The following is a 26,486-nucleotide window of genomic DNA, read 5'->3' as shown; positions in this document are numbered from 1 at the left end:
TCTGGAGAACTGTATGAATCGTAATTGTTATCGACTGGTATTTAACACGACCGCAGGCATGATGGTGCCGTTGGCGGAAATCGCGCGTGGACGGGGCAAGGCTGCAAGCAGTTCGGTACTGATTGGTACGCTTGTCGCAAGCGTGGTGTTGGCCAACGTGGCACAGGCAGAAATGCCGGTGGCCAGCGCCGGTGGAGCAATTCCGAATTTTGTGACTTCCGGTCAAGCAGGCTACCAAGTTAATGGTAACCAGGCATTCATCAACCAGGTGGGTAACAAGTCCATCCTCAATTGGCAAAGTTTCAACGTCAGTGCCGGCAACAATGTGCAGTTCCGTCAGGTCGACAGCCTGTCCACCAACAATCCGGTAGCGGGTGCCAGCTTCACTTCGCTCAACCGCATCTGGGACAACAACCCCAGCGTTATAGCCGGTGCGCTCTCGCAGGCTGCTGGTCAAAATGGGAACGTAATTCTGGTCAACACGAATGGAATGGCCTTCGTGGGTGGCTCGCAGGTCAATCTGAACAGCTTTACTGCCAGCAGTCTCAACATCAAAGATACGTTCGTTCTGGACTCACTCTTCCCTGGGGATAAATTGCCGCAGTTTGAGGGCTCAGGAGGTTTCATCAAGGTGTTTGAGGGGGCGAAAATATCTGCCGGAAATTCCGGCCGTGTCATGCTGATCGCACCAACGGTCATCAACAAAGGAATAATCGACGCGCCTGATGGCCAGGTGATCCTGGCTGCTGGCAGCAAGGTGTATCTGAGGGCTTCCGGGAAAGAAGATCCCAACGTACGTGGCTTGTTGGTTGAGATTGATAGCCCTACAGCTTTGAACGATTTCAATACAGTTAACACTGCCATCAAAGACGGTAAGTTGGACGGTCAAACGGTTTCGCTTACAAGCCCCACCCAGGATCTGTTGGGTCATGCCACCAATCTGGGGGAGTTGTCCACCCCGCGTGGCAATGTGACAATGGTCGGCTACGCTGTCAATCAACAAGGCATCGCGCGGGCAACAACCTCAGTTGTGGTGAATGGATCAATCTATTTACAGGCCAAGGACCGTGCCTTTACCAGTGGCGGCACACTCGACCCGGCTGGCGCGCAGCGCGGTGGCAGGGTAACGCTGGGTGAAAAAAGTTTGACTGAGGTGCTGCCAGAGGTGGCTGATGCCACCTCTGCTGTCGACGGCGCTGCCGGCGCTGGGCTAGAGAAACTATCCCAAGTGCAGGTGCTGGGGCAGGATATTCGCATGGCAGGCAGCGCGGCAATCAACGCGTCCTCGGGTGAGGTAAGCATGATCGCGGTGGATGCGCCCGGCTCACTGAACTCGGTAACTTCCATTTACAGCGGGAATAGCCCTGTGTCCAACGCGGCACGTATTCACATCGCTAGTGGTTCGCGCATCAATGTGGCCGGTATAGAGAATGTGCAGGTCGCGGTTGCGCGCAACAGCATTGAGGTTGAACTTCGTGGTGACGAATTGAAAGATTCTCCAGCCAATCAGCAGGGTCCGCTTCGGGGCGAAACCGCCTATCTCGACATCAACCGTGCGCTTGCAAATGCGAATGCAGGCAAGTCCACGTTGATTGCAAAAGACAGTCTGGAGGGCTACCAGGCTCGTCTTGAGCGCACGGTGGCTGAGCGCTCGACAGTGGGTGGCAACGTCTCGATTCACTCGCAAGGTGAGGCTATTCTCGAAGCTGGCGTCGTGATTGATCTTTCTGGTGGCAGTACGCAATACACGCCCGGCACGGTGAAAACTACGCTGCTGGCCAAGGGTGGCGTTCTGACTGATCTGGCCGATGCCAACGCCGAAATTAGATACGACGGAATTTCGACGCGTTATGTCGTGGATTACACGCGCTGGAATAAAAAGGAGGTGATTGATCTGCCGCAGAGTTTGAAGTATGAGGCCGGCTATACCGAAGGCAAAAATGCGGGTGCTCTGGGCGTATTTGGCATGAATGCGACCTACATGCAGGCCGACATTCAGGGACGTACTACGGTGGGCCAATTACAGCGCGATGCAGTTGCTCAGCCGACGGGTGCACGTCTTACGCTTGGTTTTGACGATACGGTCAAAAACCTAAATGAAGTCAGTAATCTAAGTGTAAAAACCCGCGACTATAAGTTGAATCAAAATGTTGAGGTGGCCAATGAAGCTGCCCGGTTGGCAACTGACTTCAAGTTTGGTGATGCACTGCCGGATGATCTCAAAAACACCTTGACGGTAAATGCCAATCTACTCACCAAAGGCAAGGTTGCTTCGCTGAATGTATTCAGCAATCAAGCTGTAACTGTGCGAAATTCCTTGCGGACGTCCCAAGGTGGTGGGGTGTCGATTATCGGTAGCGGTGTGACAGTAAATGCCAATATCGATGCTGCCAGTGGCACTATCAACCTTGCCGCACGCAATACGGCACGCACGGTTCCCGAGACACTGTCTGGCAACTTGCCTGACCCGCAGCTCACAATTGCCGACGGTGTCACACTGTCGGCACGTGGCGCATGGGTCAACGATCTTCAGTCTCCCCCGAGTGGACCCTATGAGGCGGTTCGCCTGAATGGCGGCGCTATCACACTGTCTGCCGAATCCCAGGCAAGCAGCGGTGCATATATCGCACAAGGCGCCGTGACGCTGGGAAAGAATACCTTGCTTGATGCAAGCGGTGGCGGGCAGGTTAAGGCTGACGGCAAGGTGGTCGGTGGTAATGGCGGCGGAGTGAGTGTCTCTGGCTTTTCAGTTTCTGGTGTGGATCAGAACGTGCAGGCCTTTGGTTTAGGCAAGGGCGGAAAAATCACGCTGATTAGCAAACAGATCAATATCGGTGGAGTGCCAGAAAACGTGTTTGGAGAGCTTAATGTCGACCCCGAATTTTTTGAGCGAGGTGGTTTTTCCGAGTTCAATTTGACCGGGCTTGACAAACTCACCGTAGCCGATGGAGCAGAGGTAAGGCCGACGGTCAAAACCTTGGAGTTAGATTCGACGTATCGCCTTGCGCCAACTGGCACCAGCATTGAGGACTTTGCGCATATTGTCAAGCAGGAGGACCGTGTGCGACAAGTCGCCAACCTAACTCTTGCTGCGAAGCAAAAAGACGTTGGAACAGGGGACTTGTTGATTGGGACGGGCGCTCGAATTATTGCTGATTCCAAAGCAAAAGTGTCGATGGAAGCGCGCAACAAGTTGGAAATATTGGGCAGCGTGACTGCGACAGGAGGAACAATCTCTGCGCTGCTGGATCGCAGTGATGGCCAGGTGAACGGCCCTGTCAATGCCAACTCAATCTGGCTGGGGGGTGACGCTGTGCTTGACGTATCAGGCAAGGCTGTCACCTACACAGACAGTCGTGGACTGACCCAGGGCGAAGTATTGGCTGGCGGTGCGGTTAGTCTGAACGCGAAGACCGGCTACGTGGTTACGGAATCGGGGTCCCGTATCGATGTTTCGGGTGCCGCACCAGTGCGACTTGATGTAGCGAACGAGCTTGGTGGACTGGGCAGGTTGATTGGCAGCGACGCGGGCTCGCTGACGGTGTTCGTCGAAGAGGGTGCATTGTTGGACGGAAGTTTGGCGGCACAGGCAGGTGGTCCGTCCAATCGTGGTGGCAAGCTCGATCTAACACTTAGCAAGTATGTGGCACCTACCAGTACAACCCCTGCACAACCGAATATCACCTTAAGTCTGGCGCAAACCGCGACGCCGCAGGCCACCGGTTTGACATCCAGTTCGGCGATCCCCAATGTGGACGCGGTGCGGGTCAGGCTGGGTGCACACAAGTTGGAAGCAGCAGGCTTTGACCGCATTGCCCTTGCAAGTCGCGATGCGATTGAATTGGAGGATGGGTTGAACCTCGGCGCTAACCGGGCGTTGCCCTTGCGCGATGTCAAACTGGATGCAGCACGCATTCAGACCAAGGGCGGCGCCGCTGCGTTGATCGCTGAAACGATACACGTGGGGAACTACGATCCAACGCGTTCGGGTGGCACAAGTACAGTGACCAACACAGGTACGTTGTCACTCCACGCACGCCAACTGGAACTAGGGGGCAAACTTCGATTGGAGGGGATGGCGAGAGCAGAGCTGAACGGATCGGAATCCATTTCGCTGGCAGGAGTGACGACGGGCATTGTGCGCCCTGCCGGTGAACTCAGTGCCTCGGCTGATGTGGTTTTTGAAGGGGCAGTGGTAGCCCCAACGACCTATTCCGAGTACGCTATTGCTGCCCTGCAGCATACGGTCACCTTTAGCCGCAATACTGATTCGCCGACACAGCCAATGTCTGCGCAGGGTAGCTTGAAAGTAGAGGCGAAGCACATCGTACAAGGTGGCAATCTTTGGGTTCCATTTGGCCAGATTGATCTTGTAGCCGACGAATCGCTGACGTTACAAAGTGGTAGTTTGACTTCTGTCGCTGCGTTGCCTGGCAGTTTGATTCCATTTGGCAAAGTAGTGAATGGACGTAGCTGGGTCTACGATACGGACTCAACAAACATTCCGGGTGGACAGTTGCCGCAGGTGGAACTGGGTGGCAAAGTTATCCGGATGTCCGGAAAAACCGTCGATATGCAGGCAGGGGCCAATGTCAACGTCGCCGGTGGTGGCGACCTGCAGGCCTATGAATTCACCGTGGGGCCAGGTGGTTCACGCGACGTCATCGTTGATTCAATAAAGGTCGATGAAAAGATAGTCCCCACAAACACTTACGCTATTCTTCCCAGCTTTAAAGGCGGCATTGCACCCAGTGACGTTCAGGAAAAATTTGATCGCGCGAGCGGTGCGTCAGTCTATCTCTCTGGTGTTAGCGGGTTGGCCGATGGCGTGTACACGCTATTGCCCCCGCATTACGCACTGTTGCCAGGTGCTTTTTCTGTACGGCTTAACACCGGCATCAAAGATTTGATGCCGGGACAGTCATACACCCGTCAGGATGGTGTGCGTATTGCTGCGGGCTATGTCACCGACAGCCGGGTGAATGCGCCGAAAGACGCGAGTTGGAGTGGCATTGAAGTTCTTACCCGTGAGCAGGTGCAGGCACGCTCCGAGTTCACACTGACCAAAGCATCAGCTTTTTTTGCCTCCGGTGTTAACAGGCCGAAGGACGCGGGATTGTTGTCGATTGCGACAACCGGCATTGGCCATGACAGCCTGAAGCTTGACGCTACCTACAACCTGGTTGCCAGTACCGGCGGGCGCGGCGCGGCGGTTGACATCAGCGCACCTCAACTGGCCATTATCAGTGGTTCGCCATCTGGCCTGGATGCTGACGCAACGCAACTTGACGTGGACAAGCTCAATGCGCTGGGGGCACGCAGTTTGCTGATTGGCGCAACCCGTGTTGCGGACACCGACACGACGACAACGGTTACCAACACGACCCTGACGGTTGGCGCAGACAAGCTGACGCTGGCCAACGACGCCGCCCACGCCTTGAAGGCGGAAGAGGTCATTCTTGCGGCTAAAGACACGCTGATCCTCGCTGCGGGCAGTGTGATTGACGCGCAAGGCACCACGGGCAATGCGGGCAACTACACCACGGTGGGCAACGGTGCGTTGGTGCGCGCAGCGTCTACCAGGGCAACATTTGAGCGCACGGGCAGTCCGGATCGCAGCCAGGGCGCCTTGCTGGGAGACGCCAGCAGTTTGGTGAAAGCGGCTGACTCGATTGCGCTTGATGCGACCCGGGAAAACGCTTTCAAGGGCGTTGCAGAGTTCCGCAAAGACGGCAAAACCGTGGCGGGCAACCTGGCGGTGGGCGCGACACGTGTCAATTTGGGCGCAGCACCCGTGACGGCCGAGGGGGCCACTTACACGCAGGCGGATCTGGACGGATTGAACAATCTGGATGGGCTGACATTGACCAGCTACAGCACGTTTGACCTGTATGGCGACGTGAACGTGGGCGGTGTAGATGCGGCGGGTAAACCCACGCTGCAGAGTTTGAGCCTTCAAGGTGCAGGACTGGCCGGGCTGGACAACAGCGGCAAGACAGCCAACCTGCGTGCAAAAAATATCACGCTGACCAATCCCTCCAACGTAGGTTTTGCGGCGGGTGGCGCGTTGGGCAATGGCACCTTGGCCATTTTGGCCAATACCCTGACGATGGGCGAAGGCGACAAAGCGGTGCAGGGCTTTGGTGCAGTGAACATCACCACGGATGAACTGGTGGGCACTGGCAAAGGAAAAGCCGCCATTGCGGCACCAGTCACCCTCAACGTGGCGCGTATCCGTGGTGAAGTGGGCGCGGACCAAAGCCTGACATCCACAGGAGCGCTCAATGTGGCCACGCGCGCTACAAGCAGCTTGCTGGCGCCAGTGACTGCATTGGGCTCTAAATGGGCGCTTGCAGGCACTTTTGTTGACTTTGACACCACGGCGGAGCTGCCTTCAGGCCAGTTCAAATTGAATGCAAGCAACGGTGATGTCACTTTGGGTGCAAATGCGCGAGTGACTGTGGCTGGCCACAGCGTCAGCTTTTTCGATGTGACCCGGCCCACCTGGGGTGGCAATGCCGAGTTCACAAGCGACACGGGCAACGTGAGTTTTGCCACCGGGGCTCATGTGGACGTATCTGCCGCGCCCGGCGCAGACGCCGGCACGCTGATCGTGCGTGCAACGCAGGGCGCTGTCACGCTGGCCGATGGCAGCGTGACCGGCAACGCGTTGCCGGACGCCAATGGCCTTCGTGGTGAAGGTGCGCAGGTGGAGATTGATGCCGGTACGCTGTCCAATTTCTCCGCACTCAACACGGCGCTGAATTCAGGCGGGTTCGATGGTGCACGCAGCTTGCGTGCCCGCACGGGTGACTTGGTGGTGGCTGCGTCAGACGTCATCAAGGCACATGACATTGCGATTTCCGCAGACAGCGGCAAATTTACCGTACAAGGCGAACTCAATGCGGATGGTGACAAAGGGGGGCGCATTGAACTTTTTAGCGGTAAACAACTGACGCTGGAACCGGGCGCTAGGCTCTCGGCCCGTGGTTTGCTGGCTGGCGGTGACGGCGGTTCGGTGAGTTTGGGCAGCACGAGTGAAGATACGGTTTTGGCTGGCGGCAGCATTACCACGGCTGCAGTGGCTGGCGGGCAAGACGGCACGGTGCAGATTCGTGCCAGCCGCTTTGACAATGTGGCATTCACCAACCTGTATGCGCCCATTAGCGATACAGGGACGGCCAATACCTACAAAGTCAGCCTGAGTGGGGTGACAACAGCGAATGTGGCGACCTCGCTGGTGAGGGGTTTGGTGGTCGCTTTCACGCCCAAGTTCAATAGCACGGCGGCTGCCAACAGCTCGCTGAGTCTCAGCGGCACAACGGCGAAAGACATCTGGTACAACGGCGCCGTATTGAAGGCGGCCAACATCATCAAGGCAGGCGTGACCACCTACATGGTCTATGACGGCACACGCTTCAACATCGTGGACGCGGCATTCGCCAACCGCACGACGGCGGCGGTACTCGGGACATCTTCTGGCACGACGACGACGAACTACGTCGCCATCCAGCCGGGCATAACGAGCTACAAGATCGGCATGACCCTGGCTTACACGCCTGACGCGGACAACCTTGGTACCGCGCCCACGCTCAACATCAACAGTCTGAGCGCCAAGACTATCAAGTACAACAACGCGGCCATAGCGGTCGGCTTTTTGAAGGCCGGCGAGCCAGTCTACCTTGTGTATGACGGAGCAGCTTTCCAGGTCGCACTGGAGGCGAATGCGCCGCGGGCTACCGGTACAGCCACCGCGATGGCCGTGGCTTCAACACGCGCCTTGAGCGCTGGCAATTCGTACGCCTTTGTGGCGAATGCCAACAGTGTTGCTGGCAGCACAACGTTGACGATAGGTGGGGTGACCGCTGTCTTGTTGAAAAATGGGGCTGGTTTGACGACCAGCGACATCAAGATCAATGACCTGGTGTATGCCTCTTTTGACGGTACATTTTTTCACTTGTTGACAGAGATGGCGGCCAAAGTGGACGTGGGTCAAGGCGTCCGGGTGACGTCGGTTGCTGGTGATTACACAAAGGCCATCCAGACTGCCATTACAGGCGCTTCGAGCATTGTGGTGGAGGCCGTGCGCACTTACGATGCACTTGCCACCAGCGGCAGCAGCGTGCTGGACGCCAACCGGTTGAGCGCCGATGCTTACCGCTACTTGCCCAAAGCGACCCGGGACAACCTGGAGTCCACACTGACTGGCGTCGCGCCGACCTTTGATGCCAGTAAATTTCACCTGCGCCCTGGAACCGAGATCAAGTCCACGGGCAATATGGTGATGCCCAGAGACATCAACCTTGCTGCCTACCGCTATGGTGGCGAGTCAGGGGTATTGACGGTTCGGGCGGAAGGAAACCTCGACATCAAGGCCAATTTGTCGGACGGTTTTAGTATTGCCACACCGTGCACCGCGGTGCCATGTCCGACAAGCAATCCTACCGTAGCCGCACTGCAATCAGGCAACTCGTGGTCGTATCGTTTGGTGGCCGGAGCCGACAGCGCCGCCGCCGATCCGATGGCAGTGAAAGCAGGTGCCAGCGATGTGACGCTTGCCGCAGGCAAGCTGGTGCGTACGGGCACCGGCGACATCCGCATCGCCTCGGGTCGCGACATCAAGCTGACAGACAGCAAATCCGCGATTTATACCGCCGGCCGTGTCGCCGATGCCGTTAGCGGTTTTGTCACACCAGCCGGCGTATTGAGGCCTGTGTTTGCGCAGGGAGGCGGCGATGTCAACCTGATGGCACTGGGGGACATTGTTGGCAAACCCTCGGCGCAGTTGTATTCCGAATGGTTGTACCGCCAGGGGGCGGTGAATCCTTTGACAGGTGCGTACACGCAGCAGCCCGCTTGGTGGGTGCGCTTTGATCAGTTTCAGCAGGGTGTGGGCGCTTTAGGTGGCGGTGACGTCACACTTCATGCGGGCGGCAACGTGAAAGATGTCTCGGCCAGCACGCCGACGCAGGGACGCATGGCCGGTTCAACTCCTGAACTTGGGCAACTGAAGGTCACCGGTGGCGGCGATCTGCACATTGAAGCTGGCGGCGACGTGCTGGGCGGACAGTATTACGCTGGCCGCGGCAAACTGGCCATCAAGGCGGGTGGAAAGATCGGGCATAGCGATCAAAACCTCCCAGGTGCCCAACGCCTTGATACTTTGCTTGCGTTAGGCGATGCGCAGGCGCGGGTACAGGCGCTCAGCAGCGTGACGATCAGCAATGTGCTCAATCCGTATTTGGTCGTGCAGAGCGCGGGGAATCTGCAGACCGGTATTGGCGCCTTTGAGCCGCAGCGCAGCCTGTTTTCAACCTACAGCGCCAGCAGCGGCGTGGATTTGCAGAGCCTTGGGGGTCAAGTAACGTTGGCCGAGAATGTGACTGGCATTGGCAGCGCTTTCACCGGGCTTTTAAACTCCGCTGACGGCAAGAAGGACAACCAGACCGACCTGGTCTATGTGCTGCCGCCCAGCCTGGCTGCGACTGCTTTCCAGGGCAGTGTTTCGGTCGGCACCAATACACGAAACCTGACCATGAGCCCTGCGGCAGACGGGAATTTGTCGCTGCTGGCGGCGGACTCGGTGGAATTGAATTCAGTGCTCAGCATGAGTGATCGGGATCCTGGCCGGATGCCCAGCCCCGCCCGTCCGGCGTCGGTCGATACATCGACTGCGCTTTTGCAGATACCAAAATTGATAGTCGATCTTGAGAAGCCGACGGCAGTAGACCACGCTGCTGTTCCGGTTCACTCTGGGGACACAGTGCCAGCCCGCGTGTATGCCGTCTCAGGGGATGTGCAAGGCTATTACGACAAAGATAAGGAGAATCTGTTCAGTACCCTGAATCTGCCAAAGGCGCTGCGGGTGCGTGCCGGGCGCGATGTGCGCGATTTGGGTGTGATGGTGCAGCATAGCAGCGACGCCGATGTCAGCCTGATCGAGGCGGGCCGGGATGTATTGTTCTCTGGCGTTGCCCGCCGGGACAGCGCCAAGATCTGGATCAGTGGCCCCGGACGGCTGGAAGTGACTGCTGGGCGGAATGTTGATCTGGGTACCTCTGCCGGGATTACGAGCCGAGGCGATCTAGATAACGTCAACCTGCCAAGAGGTGGTGCAGATATCCAGGTGTTGGCGGGGGCGGGGGCCAAGGGGCTGGACGTGACCGGCGCGATCAACCGGCTGATCGGCAAACTCGAAAATGGCGACAAAGACGAACCTACGATGTGGCTGGCCCGCTGGCTCACTGGCAACAATGAGCTCAACGCGGGTAATGCGCTTTCAGAGGTGCGTGCGGTGGCGGCGCAAGGCGCAGAGGCACAGCGTAACCGCGTGCGCGAACTGGTGTTTGCCGCATTGCGCACAACAGGCCGCGATCACAACGACGCGACCAGCTCGTTTGCAGGCGACTACTCGCGCGGCTATGCGGCGCTGGAATTGGTCTTCCCCGGCATGGGCGAGAAGACCCCGGAGGGCGGTTTCAAAAACTACCAGGGCAATGTCAACCTCTTCGCCAGTCACATCAAGACAGAACGAGGGGGGAACATCGAGGTCATGATTCCTGGCGGAGACCTGATCGTGGGGCTCGCCAACACGCCGGATGCACTGGTCAATCCGGATGTATTGAATGGCAACGTGCTGGGTATAGTGGTGGCAGCGGAAGGCGATATCAAGGGCTTTTCGCGAGGTGACATGCGGGTCAATCAGTCGCGCATTCTTACCGTGGGCGGTGGCGATGTGTTGTTGTGGTCGAGTGAAGGCGATATCGATGCGGGCAAGGGAAAGAAGACGGCCTCCGCTGTACCACCGCCAATAACTGCTGTTGATGACCAGGGCAATGTAACGCAGGTGTTACAAGGTGCGGTTAATGGCAGCGGCATCGGCGCGCTGTCCAGTGGTGGCGTTCAGGCTGGCGACGTTGACTTGATCGCGCCCAAGGGAACGGTCAACGCGGGCGATGCCGGTGTCCGTGCTGGCAATTTGAACATTGCGGCGCAGGTGGTGCTTGGGGCCGACAACATTACGGTGTCAGGCAAGTCGGTTGGCACTCCAGTTGCAGATACCAGTGCGGTCACCGCAACGGCTTCTGGTGCGACTTCCTCAGGTGACGACATCTCCAAAACCACCGCGGCTTTGAGTCAGTCTGCATCCGACTCTGCGAAGAATGCGCAGGCATTGGCCGACTCCTTCAAGCCGACATTCGTGCGCGTTGATGTGCTTGGATTTGGAGATTGATGACGTCACATCGCTTTTTGTCACGGCTTTGCAATAGATATTCTGTAACCTCATGCCGCAGGTGGATCGAGTCCATCTGCCAATTTTAAAAATCAAATCAAATGAAACGTCTCATCGCTCTCGTCGCTCTCTTACTGATATTGCCCGCTTCAGCCCAGGCCTGGTGGAACAAAGATTGGACGTTGCGCAAACAAATTACGCTGGATACGCAGGCCGCTGCGGTACCGATTGAGGCCACCTCGGTGCCGGTGCTGGTGCGTTTGTCTACCGGTAATTTTGACTTCCTGTCGGCCAAGGAGGATGGCTCGGACATTCGCCTGGTGGCGGAGGACGACACCACAGCGCTTCCGTTTCATATCGAGCGCTTTGACAAGGTCAATGAGCTGGCATTCATCTGGGTGCAGGTGCCCAAGCTGGCGGCCAGCAATTCAACCCAGCATATCTGGCTGTATTCGGGCAATGAAAATGCGCCCGCTGCTGCTGACAGCAAAACCAGTTATGACGCGTCGCAGTTCATGGTGTATCACCTGAGTGAAACGCAAGGTTTGCCGCAAGATGCCACAGCCAACGGCAGCCATGCCAGCGACGCCAAGCTTGTGTACTCAGCGGGTGGTTTGATTGGCGGTGCTGCAAAGTTTGTGGGCGACGGCGGTATGGTGGTGGGCAGCCCTGCCTTGCAGGCGGCCAAAGAATTTACTTTTTCCGCCTGGGTCAAGCCAAGCAAGGCCGATGGTGAATTGATGGCGCTGGGCGGTTTGACGCTGGGCCTGAACGCCGGTGTGCCGGTGCTGTCTGGCAACGGCGTGAAGGCGCAAGCTGCTGCGGCTGTTGCTTTGAATGAATGGCATCACGTAGCGGTCACCGCAGGGCCTGGTTTCACGCTGTATGTGGATGGCAAGTCTGTGGCCACGGCTCCGGGTGCCTTGACCCCTGCGGCCAGCCTGCGCATTGGCGGTGGTTTAGTGGGTGAGATGGATGAGGTGCAGGTCTCCACGGTTGCACGCTCTGGCGCGTGGCTGGCGATGCAAATGGAGTCACAGGGGCAGGCCGGCAAGCTGGTGAAGTACGGTGAGGACAAGACGACGAAGAGCGATGAAGGCACCTCTTACTTCAAAACCACGATGAACAACCTGACCGTGGACGGTTGGGTGGTTGTGATCATCTGCGTGTTCATGTTTTTTATCGCCATTTGGGTGATGGTTGGCAAGCTGCTGCTGCTGGGGCGTGTAGAGAAAGCCAACGCCGTATTTGCCGAGGAATTCCACAAGATGTCTCGTGGTCTGGCAGAGCTGGATGACAGTGCGGCGGCGCATACCGGCAAGATGGATCAGTTGGCCAAGATGATGGACGTGTTCAAGCATTCGCCGCTGTACCGCATTTACCACGTGGGTGTGACGGAGTTGAAACACCGTTTTCCGGCCAAGGGCGGCGAGCAAGGTTTGCCGGTGATTTCATCGCGCTCTTTCAATGCCGTGCGGGCGAGCCTGGATACCCAGCTCATCCGCGAGGGCAGCCGCCTGAACAAGGGCATGGTGTTGCTCACCATTGCGATCTCTGGTGGCCCGTTCCTCGGCTTGCTGGGTACCGTGGTGGGTGTGATGATTACCTTTGCGGCCATTGCTGCCGCAGGTGATGTGAATGTGAACGCGATTGCACCCGGTATTGCCGCGGCGCTGGTGGCTACTGTGGCCGGTTTGGGTGTGGCGATTCCCGCGCTGTTTGGCTACAACTACCTGACGACACGGATCAAAACGGTTTCCAACGACATGCATGTGTTTGTGGACGAGTTCGTGACCAAAATGGCCGAGAACTACGGGGGCTGATCATGTCAAAAGTCCAAGATGACGGGGCGGTCTACGATGACATCAACATCACGCCCATGCTGGATTTGTCTTATGTGCTGTTGGTCATTTTTATTCTCATGACCACAGCGTCGGTTCAGGGTATCAAGGTGAACTTGCCCAAGGCGAGCAACACGCCGAGTTTGGCGAAGCCTTCTACCAAGGCGATCACGATCACACAAAACGGTACGCTGTATCTGGATGCCTATCCGGTCGCCTCGTTGGCAGAACTGGAGTCCCGCCTGGTGGGTTACAAGGCGAGTCTCAAGGAGTTTCCGATTGTGGTGAAGGGTGATTCGACTGTGCAGTATGAGAAGGTGGTTGAGGTGCTTGACTTGCTGGGCAAGCTTGAGCTGACCCAAATTGGCCTTGTGACGGCGCGGTTGGTCAAGTGAGTGCTGCAGGAAATTCTCCCCGGCGATGGCGTCGGGCTCTGCTCATCGTGTTGGGTGTGGCGCTGGTCGGTGTGCTGCTCTGGATGTTGGTCAAGGAGTTGTCCAAGCCCAGTGAGGTGAAAAGGAAACGCGCGGTTCAGGAGATTTCGCTTTTGAAACCGCCGCCTCCACCGCCTCCGCCCAAAGTGACACCACCGCCACCCAAGGTGGACGTGCAAGAAAAAATTGACATCCCCAAGCCCGATTCGCAACCCGACAAGCCGGCAGAGGCGCCACCACCGGGGCCTGACCTGGCTGTGGATGCAGCAGGCGGTGCAGGGGGGGACTCCTTTGGACTCGTGGGAAAGAAAGGCGGCAGTGACTTGATTGGCGCTACGGGCACGGGGACAGGAGGCGGTAGTCGCTTTGCCTGGTATGGCGCCCTGATCAAGGAGCGCATTCAGGAGCGTGTTCAGGAGATGACGTCGAAAGACAAGAAGCTGCGCAAGGCGGACTTTCGGGTCACGGTCAATGTGTGGGTCAATGCGGCGGGCGCGGTAACCCGGGCGGAGTTGATTGACTCCACCAACGACGCTGAACTGGACAACGCGCTGAAGGTGGCTCTGCGCAATTTGCCGGCGCTGCGTGAAGGTGCGCCAGCCGATATGCCGCAACCCATCAAATTACGGATTACTGCTCGTTGATGAGCAAACTTTATTGAGAAGCTAAATGAGCAAGAAAATTCAAACACAGCTGAAACTGATGAGCCTTGCGGTGGCTATGGCGTGCGGCGTCAATGTCGCTCACGCAGATGAACGCACGGAATTGGAGACGCTGCGTCAGACGACGCTGAATTTGATTCAAATTCTGGTGCAGCAGGGCGTGCTCACCCAGGAAAAATCCGACCAACTGGTCAAACAGGCCGAGGTAAAAGCCCTGGAAACCGTGACCACGCAGAAGAAGGCTGATGCGGGCGTGGTGCGGGTGCAATATGTGCCGGAGTCGGTGAAAAAACAAATTTCTGATCAGGTGCGTGAAGAAGTGGTTGCACAGGCCAAGCTGGAACGCTGGGGTGATGCCAATGCTGTGCCCGAGTGGGTGGACCGGGTCAAGCTGGAAGGGGATATTCGTCTGGGGTACCAGGGCGACCGGTTTCCATCGGGCAACGCACCTGAGCAGTTCTTCCTGGCACAGGGACAAAACGTCAACAACACGACCGAGGACCGGGATCGCTTCCGGTTACGCGCTCGCCTTGGCATCAACGCCAAAATTACGCCTTCCATTTCTGCCGGACTGCGTTTGGCCACAGGCGGCTCTACCGATCCGGTGTCCACCAATCAAACGCTGGGACAGTACGGCAACAAATCCAATTTCTCATTGGACCGTGCCTTTCTCAAAGCACATTCCGACGATGTATTGCCCTGGTTGACCGTTTCGGCGGGGCGTATCCCCAATCCCTGGTTCAGTACCGACCTGTTGTGGGATGACGATTTGAATTTTGAAGGGGCTGCGCTGCACGTTGACCCGTACGCCCAATCGTCCAACGTCTGGCGCCCATTCGGGACACTGGGGGCTTTCCCGATGCAGGAGATTGAGCCCTCTACCACGGTCAGTGCCAAGAGCAAGTGGCTGCTGGGCGCGCAAGTTGGTTTGGAGTGGATACCCAGCGCCGATACCCGTGCCAAGGTGGGTTTGGCCTACTACGACTATCGCAATATCAGTGGTGTGACCAATGCGTTTGGACTGTCCGCCACCAACGGCAGCGCCGCCAATATTCGGCAAAAAGGCAATACCCTGTTCAATATTGCCAATACCAACCCCGCGACCACGCTGTATGCCTTGGCGTCAGACTTTCAGCTGCTCAACCTGACGGCCAAGCTTGACCTGAACGTGTACAACCCTGTTCACTTGATTGTGGATGCTGACTATGTAGAAAACATTGGTTTCAGCCGCAGCAAGACGCTTGAGCGGACCGGACTGAGCCTGGACCCCCAAACGAGGGGCTACATGACACGGGTGGCCGTGGGTATGCCCAATATGCTCTTGAAGAACGATTGGCAGGTGTCTGTGGCTTATCGTTATCTGGAGGCTGATGCCGTGCTGGATGCCTTTACCGATTCGGACTTTCATTTGGGCGGCACCAACAACAAAGGCTTTGTTCTCGGGGCGCAATATGGCTTGGGGAAAAACACATGGCTGAGCGCGCGTTGGTTGTCCAGCAACGAAATTACCGGTTTGCCCCTTGCTACGGATGTGTTTCAGGTCTATTTCAATGCCAAGTTCTAGCGTGGTGCCGCGTTTCCTTGTGGCGGGCATCACGTGCCTGCTGGCTGGCTGTGCGCTGAGTCCCCAGCAACTTGCCTATCGCGAGCGGCTGGAGTTGGGGTTTGTGACGCCTGAGGATATTGAGCGCTTCAAAACGCCCGAGCATGAACAGCTGGCACTGGTTGCAGACGCACGGGGGGGCGTGTTGCGCAACTCGTCAATATTGGATCAGCAATTGATCCAAGCCGCTGGCACAAGTGATGTCACCCGTATCACGGCATTGCTGGCCGAAGGCGCACAGGTCAATGCCACGGATGCTTTGGGCAACACGGCGCTGTTGAATGCCGTGCGTGAGGGTGAGGTGGAAAGTGCTCGTGTATTGCTCAAGGCCGGTGCGTATGCGGATGGCCGGGGTGGCGCGATGCAACCACTGGCCGCTGCGGCATTGCGGGGCCATACGATAGTGGCGCGTCTGCTGATTCGCAATGATGCAAATGTGGAGGCGGTCGGCGCCAACGAACTTTCTGCGTTGATGAACGCGGTCAAGCTCAACCATCTTGGTGTGGCGAAGGTGTTGATTGAGGCAGGTGCCAACACACGTGTGGTGGATCGGGCCGGGGATAACTTGCTGGCGGTGGCGGTGACTGAAGGCTATGCAGAGATGCTTGCACTGTTGCTCAAACTCGGCGTGCCGGCAGACCTTGCCGATCGAAATGGGCTGACGGCACTGTATTGGGCGGACTACTTGAAACGCCCTGATTTGTCCCGGTTGTTACTGGATGCAGGCGCTGATCCGGCGCGGAAAAAAACTGAAATTAGGGTGAGCCAGTCTTACCAATTGGGGGAGTTTTGATGGTGCGAGTATCTGACCTGCTGATCGTTCTTGCGCTTGCAAGTTTGGGGACCAGCCATGCATGGAGTCAAGACAAAGGCGTCTCGCGGGAGCGTGAGGCACTTCGACGTGTGCAGCAACAGGTGCAACAAGTCCGGCAGGAAAAAACGGATCTTGAGAGCAAGCTGACCGGTGTTGAACAGGAGAAGGCGGCGCTGTCGCTTGAGAAGGAAAAGCTTGCAGGCCAGGTGAATGGTGCCCAGGCGCGTGCCAAATCCGAAAGTGCCAAAAGTCAGCTGCTGCAATCTTCGCTTGATGCAATGACCAAAGAAAAGCAGGCGCTTGAGGTTCAGAAAACAGAGCTTGACCAGCGTTTTGCCGAGTTGACAACGAAGCAGGCCAGCACAGAGCGAGAACTCACCCTGATGCAGGCGCAAAAAAAGCAGACGGAATCGACGTTAGTGACACGTGAGCAGCAGGTTGCGAGTTGTGAAGATAAAAATGCAAAACTGTATTTGCATGGACGCGACTTGATCGCGCAGTGCCGGGACCGAAGTGCCAGCGACGTCGTGCTGAGATTGGAGCCCTTCACAGGTATCAAGCGCGTGAATCTTGAAAACGTGCTTGAGGAGTACCGTGACAAGTTAGACGCTCAGAAATTAACAGCGTCCGAAAAATAAAGAATACTTTCCGGCTGCAAGTGTGCGGTTGATGCAGTTCAGTACGGACTCTCGAACCCTAAACGAGCCAGTATTTCCACCTCTCGCAGCTCCATCACCTGGGCATCTTCTTCGCTCGTTTCGTGGTCCCAGCCCTGGGCATGCAATGCGCCGTGCACCAGCAGGTGGGCGTAATGGGCCTGGAGCGTTTTGCCCTGGTCTTTGGCCTCCTGGGCCACCACCGGGGCGCACAGCACCAGGTCGGCGGTGACGAGCGGTTCCTGCGTGTAGTCAAAGGTCAGCACGTTGGTGGCGTAGTCTTTGTGGCGGTAGTCGCGGTTCAGCGCCTGGCCTTCTTCGGCATCCACGATGCGCACGGTGATTTCCGCGTCGCTTTGCAGGGCATGGCGTATCCAGCGCGTCACCTTGTGGCGAGGCAGCGCAGCCCGGTGAAGGGCTGCGTCCTCGATGTTGCCGAATTGCAGCGACAGGGAGAGTTGGTTTAACAAAATCATGAGGTAAAAAGGCCTGTAGCCCCCGTGTGGTGTGCGTGAGTAGCTATTATATTAATAGCTATTTCCGGGGTCAGACCGGCTTTTTTCGGGAGCGGGTACGGGGCGCCTCTGTGTACGGTTCGGGCTCGGCCTCCGCATCGTCACGCCGCTCGTAGCCGATGCGGCCGGGTGCGTCATACGCGTCCACGATGCGGGCCACCAGAGGGTGGCGCACCACATCGGCACTGGTCAGGCGGCAGATGGCAATGCCGTCCACGCGCTTGAGCACGCGCTCGGCGTCAATCAGGCCGCTGAGTTGGGTTTTGGGCAGGTCGATCTGGCTCACATCGCCGGTGATCACGGCCTTGGAGCCAAAACCGATGCGGGTCAGGAACATCTTCATTTGCTCGGGCGTGGTGTTTTGTGCCTCGTCCAGAATCACAAACGCGGTGTTGAGCGTGCGCCCGCGCATGAAGGCCAGCGGGGCGATCTCGATGGTCTGGCGCTCAAGGGCTTTTTGCACCTGCTCGAAACCCATCAGGTCATACAGCGCGTCGTACAGCGGGCGCAGGTAGGGGTCGATTTTCTGGGTCAGGTCGCCGGGCAAAAAACCCAGGCGCTCGCCCGCTTCCACCGCCGGGCGCGTCAGCACAATGCGCTGCACGGCGCTGCGCTGCAAGGCGTCCACCGCCATGGCCACGGCCAGATAGGTTTTGCCGGTGCCGGCAGGGCCAATGCCAAAGGTAATGTCGTTGGCAGCGATGTTGTCCAGGTAGTTGGCCTGGTTGACGGTGCGGGGCTTGAGGTCGCTGCGTTTGGTTTTGAGCGACGGGCCTTCGGCGTCGTTCATGTCGGGGTCGCCTGCCAGCATCAGCTGGATGGTGGCGGTGTCGATCGGGCGCGCGGCCATCTCGTACAGGGCCTGCAGCATTTCCATGCCGCGCTTGGCGTTGGCCTTGGTGCCGTCGACCTTGAACTGCTCGTGGCGGTGGGCGATTTTGACCTGCAGGGCCACCTCAAGGGTGCGCAGGTGCTCGTCCATGGGCCCGCACAGATGGGACAGCCGGGTGTTGTTGGGCGGGGAAAACAGGTGTCGGAGGATCAAGTTGATAATTCCTGAAAAGGGTAACCAATGATAGGCAAGAAATGATCGGCAAACTAACGGGCACGCTCGACAACAAGAATCCACCCCAGGTGTTGGTGGACTGCCACGGCGTGGGCTATGAGGTCCATGTGCCCATGAGCACGTTTTACAACCTCCCCGATGTGGGGAGCAAGGTGAGCCTGCTCACGCACTTTGTGGTGCGCGAAGATGCGCAGATTCTGTATGGGTTTGCCACCCCGCAAGAGCGGGAGGCGTTTCGCCAGCTCATCAAGATTTCGGGCGTTGGTCCACGCACCGCCTTGTCGGTGCTGTCGGGCATGAATGTGGACGAGTTGTCCCAGGCGGTGACGCTGCAAGAGGCCGGACGGCTGATCAAAGTGCCGGGTATCGGCAAGAAAACGGCCGAGCGCCTGCTGCTGGAGCTCAAAGGCAAGCTTGGGCCCGACATTGGCGTGGCAACCAACGTGGCCAATGACGCCCAGGGCGACATCCTGCAGGCCCTGGTGGCGCTGGGTTACAGCGACAAGGAGGCGGCTGTCGCGCTCAAGGCCTTGCCGGCCGACGTGGGTGTGAGCGAGGGGATCAAGCTGGCGCTGCGAGCACTTGCCAAGTGACGGGCTGTACCCGATTTATTGCGCGTTGCGCACGGCCCGGCCATTCACCGCCTGCACCGGGCGGGCGTTGTTGGGGAAGAGTTGGGAGAACAAGCGGATTTGCTCGCGGCTCACCGGTGTGGGTTGTTTGAGCACCATCCACAACACGCCTTCCGTGCACGGCGGCGTGGTCAGCGAGCCCATGAACTGGTAGTAGCGCTGGTCTTTGGGCAGCAACTCATTCATGTCGATCAACCCCAGCGGCATGCGTACGCGGTCGCCCGCATCGAGCGGCATGTAGGTCCAGACCTTGTCAATCAGGGCGTTGGCCATGCCGGGGTCCAGCAGCACGGCCACCACGGCCAACTGGCCCTCGGCGTTTTTGTGCACCAGGTGCGCCACCATGGCAAAGCTGCGGTAGTTGACGCGTTCCTCCGATGGGGTGTGAAAGTGAAACTGGAGCAATTTGTAGTTGGAGCCGCGCACGGTGATGGAGTTCTCGCCCGTCAAATCAACCTGGATGGTGTGGCCATTGTTCACCACCGTGCCGTTGCTGGGCTGGTAGTTGAATTGCAGGGGCTCTGCCGGACCTTGCAGCGTGCCTGAGTCTTCAATGTTGATGGGGGACTGGCGCTTGCCAATGGCGCACACGTTGAAGTCGGGCTTGAGCTTGCCCCAGGCCGGCGGGCCATTTTCGCCGTCGTAGCTCCAGTGCACTTCGCCGCCATGCGGGTCGGCCCCGTGCGCCGGGGCGGGGCCTTCGACGATCATGTCCTGGCCGGTCAAAGCGGCTGCTTTGGCGCGAATGTACTGGCGGCTGGCCCTGGGGTTGACCGCGGCGACCACATGCGCTGCGGGCGCGGCCTGGGTGGGTGCGGCGCCATGGCCGGTGTCTGCGGTTTTGCCGTGGGCGTCAGCTGGTGCTGGCGCTTCTTTCGCGGGCATGGTGATGAATTTTTTCTCTTTCCCGTTGACCACCAAGGTGAGACGCTTGTTGGGCTGCACATCGTTTTCTACCGCTTCGCGCACCTGATCGCCCATCGCTTTTGCGGTGGAGGCGGCAGGTGTCGGCTTTTTGACGGGGGCGGCGTGGGCGTCGGCTGCCGCGTGGTCGGCGGCCCATGTCTTGGCGGGAAAACCTGCCGCGATGGCCATGGCCAGGCAGGAGAAAGCGCTCCAGACGCGCCAGGACCGTGTCCAGGGTTGGGGGCGTTGGCGCTGTGCAACAGGTGTCGGGCGTGTCGTAGTCATGTCAGGCGGACCCAGTGGGGGATGCGGTGTGGGGCCCCTCTTTGTCAAAAAGACGGGTGGTTCACTTCTTATCGGCAAGTTCAAGCCGCCACTTGAGCCCACCGGGGTGGCTGCAGGCTATAGTCAAGCTCCACTTTCGTATCCCCACCCGCCGTGAGCATTCAGACCGACGATTTCGCCCCCCCGCCCGCCAAACGCATGGTGTCCGCTGCACCTTCTTCGCCCGTGGAGGAGGCGATTGAGCGCGCCCTGCGCCCCAAGCTGCTGGACGATTACGTGGGGCAGGCCAAGGTACGCGAGCAGCTCGAGATTTTCATCGGCGCCGCCAAAAAACGCGACGAGGCGCTGGACCATGTGCTGCTGTTCGGCCCACCCGGCTTGGGCAAGACCACGTTGAGCCACATCATTGCCCACGAGCTGGGCGTGAACCTGCGCCAGACCAGCGGCCCGGTGCTGGAAAAACCCAAAGACCTGGCCGCCCTGCTGACCAATCTGGAGAAGAATGACGTTCTCTTCATTGATGAAATTCACCGGCTCTCGCCCGTGGTGGAAGAAATTTTGTACCCCGCGCTGGAGGACTACAAGATCGACATCATGATTGGCGAAGGTCCGGCGGCCCGCTCCATCAAGCTCGATTTGCAACCCTTTACGCTGGTTGGCGCAACCACGCGCGCAGGCATGCTGACCAACCCGCTGCGCGACCGTTTTGGCATCGTGGCGCGGCTGGAGTTCTACACGTCGGAAGAGTTGGCGCGCATCGTGCGGCGCAGCGCCGGTTTGCTCAAGGTACCGACCGATGACAGGGGGGGCTTCGAGATTGCCCGGCGTTCACGCGGCACGCCCCGCATTGCCAACCGCCTCTTGCGCCGCGTGCGCGACTACGCCGATGTCAAAGGCGTGGGCGAGATCACGCTGGACATTGCCAACCGCGCGCTGGCCATGCTCGATGTCGATCCACAGGGCTTCGATTTGATGGACCGCAAACTGCTGGAAGCCGTGATTCACCGTTTTGACGGGGGGCCGGTCGGTCTGGACAACATCGCTGCCAGCATTGGTGAAGAGCGCGAAACCATTGAAGATGTGATTGAGCCCTACCTGATTCAGCAAGGCTACCTGCAGCGCACGCCGCGGGGTCGCATCGCCACGCTGGCGGCTTACAGGCACCTGGGGGTGACGCCGCCCAACAAGGATGGGGATATGTTCGGCGTTTGATCAGGCGCTGGTTTCGTCCAGCGCGCCTTCATCTTCCAGGTGACGGGTGTCGGACCAGCCGACCAGCGTGAGGCCATCGGGGGTCCACAGGAGGCGGTTGATGGCTGCATTGCCGAGTTGCCAGGTGCGGGGTGCCTGCAGGTCCTGGCCGGTGGCGGCGCGGTACAGCAGGTCCATCACGCCGCCGTGGGCCACCAGCACAATCTGTTCACCAGCGTGGCGCGCAGCCAGTTCGGACGCCGTGCGGGTGATGCGCTCGCGCATGTCGATCAGCGACTCGCCGCCGGGCGGTGACCAGGCCGGGTCGCGCTTGCGCCAGCGCAAGGCCTCTTCGGGCCAGCTGGCTTCAATCTCGGTGAAGGTCTTGCCTTCAAACACACCAAAGCCTCGTTCGCGCAGGCCCTCATGCGTTTCGACCAACTTGCCTGCCGTATTGGAGACGGCGCGCGCGGTGTCCCAGGCCCGAAACAGGTCGCTGGAATAGATGGCGCTGATGGATTCTCCCGCCAGGGCGAGCGCCAGACGGTGTGCCTGCCAGCGGCCGGTGTCGTTCAAGCCGATGTCGAGTTGGCCCTGGATGCGGGTGTCCACGTTCCAGGCGGTTTCTCCGTGGCGAATGGCAATGATGCGGGTGGCTTGCATGGGCAGGGGTTTGGATGAAGAAGTTACCGGGGAATTTCAATGTTGACGCGGCGCACACCGGGTGGCGGGTTGGGGAAGTCCTTCAACGCGGCCTCCAGCATGGCGGGCAGGATGGCGTCGCTGTCGGCCCAACGGTCATCATGGGCAGCACGGGTCTCATACACCACCTGGGCCGTGCTCAGGTTGCGGATGACCAGGGTGACCTGGCGCCAGTAGTAGGGCTGCTCGGGCACGCCAAACCCCAGCAAACCGCGGTTGGCACCGATCATCACATTGCCGGTTTGCACCCCGACGCCAAAGTTCCAGCCTGGAAACCATCCCGTGGTGGGGCGGTCGCCCGGTCCGTAGGCATCTACTTTGGTACCGATCGACACCTGCACGCTATAGCCGGGCGCTGCGTCCTGGCGCCGTAAACCGGCCTTGGTCAGCGCCTCCTGCGCCATGGCTTCCAGGCGGTGTTGCCGGTCAGTGTCTGCTTGCTGGGAGGGCAGGCGCTCAAACCGGTAGGTGGCGCCCAGCGGTACGGACGGCGCTGTGACAAAGCTGCGCACATCGGTGTCCACCAGTCTCACGGTGCCACAACCGGTGAGTCCAATGGCTGCAAAAAGGGCAATGAGTGACTTGAACATGGCGCCTCCCGTGAAAACGGCGTGAAAAATCAGTTGATGCTGACCACCTGCAGACTCGGCAGGGAGGCCACCGGAAACTCCTCGTCATCAAACATCTTGTCGCCGTCCACATCGGGCAAGCCCGTGGTCTTGATGTCCTTGAAGTTGTGACGCGTGAGGTCCATCAGGTGGGACGGAACCACGTTTTGCAGCGCGGTAAACATGCTGGCAATGCGCCCGGGGTGGTGTTTGTCCCACTCGCGCAGCATATTGCCGATCTGTTTGCGTTGCAAGTTCTCCTGGCTACCACACAGCGTGCAGGGAATGATCGGGAACTCGCGGTGGGCGGCCCAGCGAATCAGGTCCTTCTCGGCCACGTTGGCCAGCGGCCGGATCACGATGTGGCCGCCGTCGTCGCTCACCAGCTTGGGCGGCATGCCCTTGAGCTTGCCGCCGAAAAACATGTTGAGGAAAAAGGTCTGCAGGATGTCGTCGCGGTGGTGGCCCAGCGCAATCTTGGTGGCCTTGAGCTCGTCCGCCACGCGGTACAAAATACCCCGGCGCAGGCGGCTGCACAGGCTGCACATGGTCTTGCCCTCAGGCACTACTTTTTTGACGATGCTGTAGGTGTCCTGCGTCTCGATGTGAAACGGCACGCCCAGCTGCTTCAGGTAAGCGGGCAGGATGTGGTCGGGAAAACCGGGCTGCTTCTGGTCCAGGTTGACCGCAATCAACTCGAACTTGATGGGCGCACGGGCCTGCAACTTGAGCAGGATGTCGAGCATGGCGTAGCTGTCTTTTCCGCCTGAGACGCACACCATGACGCGGTCCCCCTCTTCAATCATGTTGAAGTCCATGATGGCCTGGCCGACCTGGCGGCACAGGCGTTTTTCGAGCTTGTGGGTCTCGCGCTCGATTTTGGGGTTGGTTTTGGGTTCTGCGTCCAACGGAACCACGTCGTCTTCGATCCAGACTGCACTCATGTTTTTTCTCCTGTCACCACTGACCAGTTTCTACGCGTATGGCGACTTCACAGTCGTCAAAAATTTCAAGTTTGGCAATTTTCACCCGCACCCCCAGTACACCGGGCAACTGCATCAGGCGGCTGGCCAGTTTGCCAATCAGGCTCTCCAGCAGGTTCACGTGTTCGGCCGTGCACTCGGTGATGATGATCTGGCGCACCTTGCGATAGTCCAGCACATGCAGGATGTCGTCATTGAGCGGCAGCAAGGCCTGGGGGCCGAGGTTCAGCTCGGCATCCACCTGGATGGGCTGTGGCGCTAGTTTTTCGGCTTCCAGAATGCCCAGGTTGGCGTCAAAGCGCAGGCCGGTCAGGGTCAAAATCTGGGTGCCGTGAAGTTTGTTCATAGGGGTTTGGGGGATCATTCGCCGCTTACATCAGCGAAAAATCGCGTTCGAATTTCATCAGGTGCTGGCCGCCGTCGACCAGCAGCGTGGTGCCGGTGATGGACTGGTTCTCAAGCGCAAACTTGACGGTGGCCGCCACGTCGGCTGGCGTGCTGGAGCGGCCCAACGGCGAGAGCTTGTGCCGTGCCTGGAACTGCTCGTCAGTGAGCAGCGGGCTGGTCAGGGTCAGGCCGGGGGCGACACCCACCACCCGAATCTCGGGTGCGAGCGCCATCGCCAGCATGGTGTTGGCCGCCTCCAGTGCCGCCTTGGACAGGGTGTAGCTGAAGAAGTCGGGGTTCTGGTTCCACAGCTTCTGGTCCAGCAGGTTGACCACCGCGCCGTGCACCAGCGCTTCGGGCTGGGCCAGGTTGCGAGCCTGCACATGGGCGTGTAGCGCCTGGGCCAGCACAATCGCGGCCCCGGCATTGCTGCGCATGTGTTTTTCCATGGCGGCAAAACTGAAGGTGGCGGCCTCGTCATGTTCAAACGTCGAGGCGCTGTTGACGATGGCGTCCACCTGGCCAAATTCATTGATGACTTGCGGCAGCAAATTGCGCACGGCCACTTCGTTTGTCAAATTTGCACGAAAAGCGGCGCTACCCGGCGTCAGACGTGCGCAGTCAGCTACTGTTTTAATAGCATCTTCGAGGGAGTCACGGTAATGCACCGCCACCTGCCAGCCGTCTTTGGCCAGCGCCAGGGCGATTTCGCGGCCCAGTCTTTTGGCGGCGCCAGTGACAAGTACAGTGCGGGCAGGAGCAGGTGAGGACATTCGGGGACAATTCAGTCTTGATGAAAACACCCTACAGTTTAACGAGCGCCCTTGAGGGCCGCCTGGCGCAGGTCATCCGCGGGCAAGGCGGCTGGATCGGCTTTGACGAGTTCATGGCCCTGGCTCTCTACACCCCGGGCCTGGGCTACTACGCCAATGACAGTGCCAAGTTTGGCGCCATGCCCTATGCGATGGATGATGGCGCGCCTGTTGCGGGCAGCGACTTCGTGACCGCGCCCGAGATGACGCCGCTGTTTGGCCAGACGCTGGCCGCCCAGGTGGTGCAGGCCTTGCAGGTGACCCAGACCACCGAGGTTTGGGAGTTTGGCGCGGGTTCCGGCGCGCTGGCGCTGCAACTGCTCGACGCGCTGGCGGCCTTGGGCCAGCCCCTGCGGCGTTACACCATTGTGGATTTGTCCGGCAGCCTGCGCGCGCGCCAGCAATTGAAACTCGCGGCCTACGCCGACACTGTGCAATGGGTGAATGAGTTGCCCGCTCACATGCAGGGTGTGGTGGTTGGCAACGAGGTGCTGGACGCCATGCCGGTGAAGCTGCTGGCCCGCGTGAACGGCGCTTGGCATGAGCGCGGCGTTGTGCTGACCGACTCGCCCGTGGCAGATGCACCGGTGTTCGCCTGGCAGGATCGTCCGACGGCATGGCGCCCGCCGCTGGACATCGAAGGTGAGCATGACTACCTGACCGAGATTCACCCGCAGGCCGAGTCTTTTATCCGCACGCTGGCCGACAAGCTCACCGTGGGCGCTGCGTTTTTTCTGGACTACGGTTTTCCCGAGCACGAATATTTCCACCCCCAGCGATCTATGGGCACCGTGATGTGCCACCAAAGCCACCGGTCCGACCCCGACCCGCTCTCCGCGGTGGGGCTCAAGGACATCACCGCGCACGTCAACTTCACCGGCATTGCCCTCGCCGCGCAGGATGCGGGGCTGGAGGTGCTGGGCTACTGCTCGCAGGCCCGGTTTCTGATCAATTGCGGTCTGGCGGGCCGGATGGAGGCCTCGCCTTTGCCGGTGCGGGTGCAGGCCCAGCGGCTCATCATGGAGCATGAAATGGGTGAGCTGTTCAAGGTCATCGGCCTGTACAAGGGCGCGCCGTGGGAGGCCCTGGGCTTCTCGCAGGGCGACCGCACGCACACCTTGTAGTTCGCTCATTTGGCCTCCATGTTGTCGGTAGA

At 59.0% G+C, this 26,486-nt stretch carries 18 protein-coding genes; 10 read left to right on the top strand and 8 right to left on the bottom strand.

Annotated elements, in window-relative coordinates; all coding sequences use genetic code 11:
* Positions 1–13: 13 nt before the first annotated feature.
* The 7 genes from AC097N_RS18070 (at position 14) to AC097N_RS18040 (ending at position 17,225) form a co-directional block, all read left to right on the top strand.
* The gene (locus AC097N_RS18070; protein WP_479583457.1) at positions 14–11,233 is read left to right on the top strand and encodes a filamentous haemagglutinin family protein; all 11,220 of its coding nucleotides are present in this window, start codon (positions 14–16) and stop codon (positions 11,231–11,233) included.
* 101 nt (positions 11,234–11,334) lie between these two features.
* The gene (locus AC097N_RS18065; protein ID WP_479583456.1) at positions 11,335–13,056 is read left to right on the top strand and encodes a DUF2341 domain-containing protein; all 1,722 of its coding nucleotides are present in this window, start codon (positions 11,335–11,337) and stop codon (positions 13,054–13,056) included.
* Positions 13,057–13,058: 2 nt separating this feature from the next.
* Entirely contained in the window at positions 13,059–13,469 is a 411-nt protein-coding gene (locus tag AC097N_RS18060; RefSeq protein WP_479583455.1) for an ExbD/TolR family protein, read from the top strand.
* A complete protein-coding gene (locus tag AC097N_RS18055) occupies positions 13,466–14,152 on the top strand; it encodes an energy transducer TonB family protein (protein ID WP_479583454.1) in 687 nt (228 codons plus the stop codon). Before AC097N_RS18060 ends, AC097N_RS18055 begins: the two co-directional genes overlap by 4 nt.
* A gap of 25 nt (positions 14,153–14,177) precedes the next feature.
* Entirely contained in the window at positions 14,178–15,734 is a 1,557-nt protein-coding gene (locus AC097N_RS18050) for a putative porin (protein WP_479583453.1), read from the top strand.
* Positions 15,721–16,566, top strand: a complete 846-nt coding sequence (locus tag AC097N_RS18045; RefSeq protein WP_479583452.1) for an ankyrin repeat domain-containing protein — start codon at positions 15,721–15,723, stop codon at positions 16,564–16,566. Before AC097N_RS18050 ends, AC097N_RS18045 begins: the two co-directional genes overlap by 14 nt.
* Positions 16,566–17,225, top strand: a complete 660-nt coding sequence (locus AC097N_RS18040) for a hypothetical protein (RefSeq protein WP_479583451.1) — start codon at positions 16,566–16,568, stop codon at positions 17,223–17,225. The genes AC097N_RS18045 and AC097N_RS18040 overlap by 1 nt, the downstream gene beginning before the upstream one ends.
* A gap of 38 nt (positions 17,226–17,263) precedes the next feature.
* Here AC097N_RS18040 and ybeY read toward each other — a convergent pair whose 3' ends face one another.
* Both ybeY and AC097N_RS18030 read right to left on the bottom strand, forming a co-directional pair.
* Positions 17,264–17,716 (bottom strand): rRNA maturation RNase YbeY, encoded by a 453-nt coding sequence (ybeY, locus tag AC097N_RS18035; RefSeq protein WP_479583501.1) that lies wholly within the window; start codon positions 17,714–17,716, stop codon positions 17,264–17,266.
* A 73-nt stretch (positions 17,717–17,789) separates the two neighbouring features.
* On the bottom strand, positions 17,790–18,803 hold the full coding sequence (locus AC097N_RS18030; RefSeq protein WP_479583450.1) for a PhoH family protein: 1,014 nt from the start codon (positions 18,801–18,803) through the stop codon (positions 17,790–17,792).
* Between the two features lie 41 nt (positions 18,804–18,844).
* Between AC097N_RS18030 and ruvA the strand changes: the two genes are divergently transcribed.
* Positions 18,845–19,417, top strand: a complete 573-nt coding sequence (ruvA, locus tag AC097N_RS18025) for a Holliday junction branch migration protein RuvA (protein ID WP_479583449.1) — start codon at positions 18,845–18,847, stop codon at positions 19,415–19,417.
* Positions 19,418–19,432: 15 nt separating this feature from the next.
* On the opposite strand, the gene AC097N_RS18020 is transcribed toward ruvA, so the two are convergent.
* Positions 19,433–20,647, bottom strand: coding sequence for a carbonic anhydrase (locus AC097N_RS18020; protein WP_479583448.1), 1,215 nt, complete (start codon positions 20,645–20,647; stop codon positions 19,433–19,435).
* 153 nt (positions 20,648–20,800) lie between these two features.
* On the opposite strand from AC097N_RS18020, the gene ruvB reads away from it, so the two are divergent.
* Positions 20,801–21,859, top strand: a complete 1,059-nt coding sequence (gene ruvB, locus AC097N_RS18015) for a Holliday junction branch migration DNA helicase RuvB (protein ID WP_479583447.1) — start codon at positions 20,801–20,803, stop codon at positions 21,857–21,859.
* Here the strand turns inward: ruvB and AC097N_RS18010 are convergent, their stop codons facing one another.
* Genes AC097N_RS18010 through AC097N_RS17990 form a run of 5 tightly spaced genes read right to left on the bottom strand, consistent with a single transcriptional unit; the run spans position 21,860 to position 25,291 of the window.
* Complete coding sequence (locus tag AC097N_RS18010) at positions 21,860–22,501, bottom strand: histidine phosphatase family protein (protein WP_479583446.1); 642 nt, start codon at positions 22,499–22,501, stop codon at positions 21,860–21,862.
* A 23-nt stretch (positions 22,502–22,524) separates the two neighbouring features.
* The gene (locus AC097N_RS18005; protein ID WP_479583445.1) at positions 22,525–23,130 is read right to left on the bottom strand and encodes a DUF4136 domain-containing protein; all 606 of its coding nucleotides are present in this window, start codon (positions 23,128–23,130) and stop codon (positions 22,525–22,527) included.
* Between the two features lie 29 nt (positions 23,131–23,159).
* Positions 23,160–24,092 (bottom strand): tRNA 2-thiocytidine(32) synthetase TtcA, encoded by a 933-nt coding sequence (gene ttcA / locus AC097N_RS18000; RefSeq protein ID WP_479583444.1) that lies wholly within the window; start codon positions 24,090–24,092, stop codon positions 23,160–23,162.
* Positions 24,093–24,105: 13 nt separating this feature from the next.
* Positions 24,106–24,477: a dihydroneopterin aldolase gene (locus AC097N_RS17995; protein ID WP_479583443.1), complete on the bottom strand. Its 372-nt coding sequence runs from the start codon at positions 24,475–24,477 to the stop codon at positions 24,106–24,108.
* Positions 24,478–24,502: 25 nt separating this feature from the next.
* Positions 24,503–25,291 (bottom strand): SDR family oxidoreductase, encoded by a 789-nt coding sequence (locus AC097N_RS17990; protein ID WP_479583442.1) that lies wholly within the window; start codon positions 25,289–25,291, stop codon positions 24,503–24,505.
* A 20-nt stretch (positions 25,292–25,311) separates the two neighbouring features.
* On the opposite strand from AC097N_RS17990, the gene AC097N_RS17985 reads away from it, so the two are divergent.
* Positions 25,312–26,454 carry a class I SAM-dependent methyltransferase gene (locus AC097N_RS17985; RefSeq protein WP_479583441.1) on the top strand — a complete coding sequence of 381 codons (1,143 nt, stop codon included), beginning with the start codon at positions 25,312–25,314 and terminating at the stop codon, positions 26,452–26,454.
* Positions 26,455–26,486 lie beyond the last annotated feature (32 nt).

Source organism: Rhodoferax sp. LS1R11 (genome assembly GCF_056521395.1).
This window is presented reverse-complemented; position numbering and strand designations above follow the sequence as displayed.

What these genes read in the sequence shown, in the direction of transcription:
- AC097N_RS18020 (WP_479583448.1), bottom strand. Translation starts at nt 20,647, where the DNA reads ATGACTACGACACGCCCGACACCTGTTGCACAGCGCCAACGCCCCCAA.
- AC097N_RS18005 (WP_479583445.1), bottom strand. Translation starts at nt 23,130, where the DNA reads ATGTTCAAGTCACTCATTGCCCTTTTTGCAGCCATTGGACTCACCGGT.
- ruvA (WP_479583449.1), top strand. Translation starts at nt 18,845, where the DNA reads ATGATCGGCAAACTAACGGGCACGCTCGACAACAAGAATCCACCCCAG.
- AC097N_RS18010 (WP_479583446.1), bottom strand. Translation starts at nt 22,501, where the DNA reads ATGCAAGCCACCCGCATCATTGCCATTCGCCACGGAGAAACCGCCTGG.
- AC097N_RS18045 (WP_479583452.1), top strand. Translation starts at nt 15,721, where the DNA reads ATGCCAAGTTCTAGCGTGGTGCCGCGTTTCCTTGTGGCGGGCATCACG.
- AC097N_RS17985 (WP_479583441.1), top strand. Translation starts at nt 25,312, where the DNA reads ATGAAAACACCCTACAGTTTAACGAGCGCCCTTGAGGGCCGCCTGGCG.
- AC097N_RS18040 (WP_479583451.1), top strand. Translation starts at nt 16,566, where the DNA reads ATGGTGCGAGTATCTGACCTGCTGATCGTTCTTGCGCTTGCAAGTTTG.
- AC097N_RS18070 (WP_479583457.1), top strand. Translation starts at nt 14, where the DNA reads ATGAATCGTAATTGTTATCGACTGGTATTTAACACGACCGCAGGCATG.
- AC097N_RS18060 (WP_479583455.1), top strand. Translation starts at nt 13,059, where the DNA reads ATGTCAAAAGTCCAAGATGACGGGGCGGTCTACGATGACATCAACATC.
- ttcA (WP_479583444.1), bottom strand. Translation starts at nt 24,092, where the DNA reads ATGAGTGCAGTCTGGATCGAAGACGACGTGGTTCCGTTGGACGCAGAA.
- AC097N_RS17995 (WP_479583443.1), bottom strand. Translation starts at nt 24,477, where the DNA reads ATGAACAAACTTCACGGCACCCAGATTTTGACCCTGACCGGCCTGCGC.
- AC097N_RS17990 (WP_479583442.1), bottom strand. Translation starts at nt 25,291, where the DNA reads ATGTCCTCACCTGCTCCTGCCCGCACTGTACTTGTCACTGGCGCCGCC.
- AC097N_RS18050 (WP_479583453.1), top strand. Translation starts at nt 14,178, where the DNA reads ATGAGCAAGAAAATTCAAACACAGCTGAAACTGATGAGCCTTGCGGTG.
- AC097N_RS18065 (WP_479583456.1), top strand. Translation starts at nt 11,335, where the DNA reads ATGAAACGTCTCATCGCTCTCGTCGCTCTCTTACTGATATTGCCCGCT.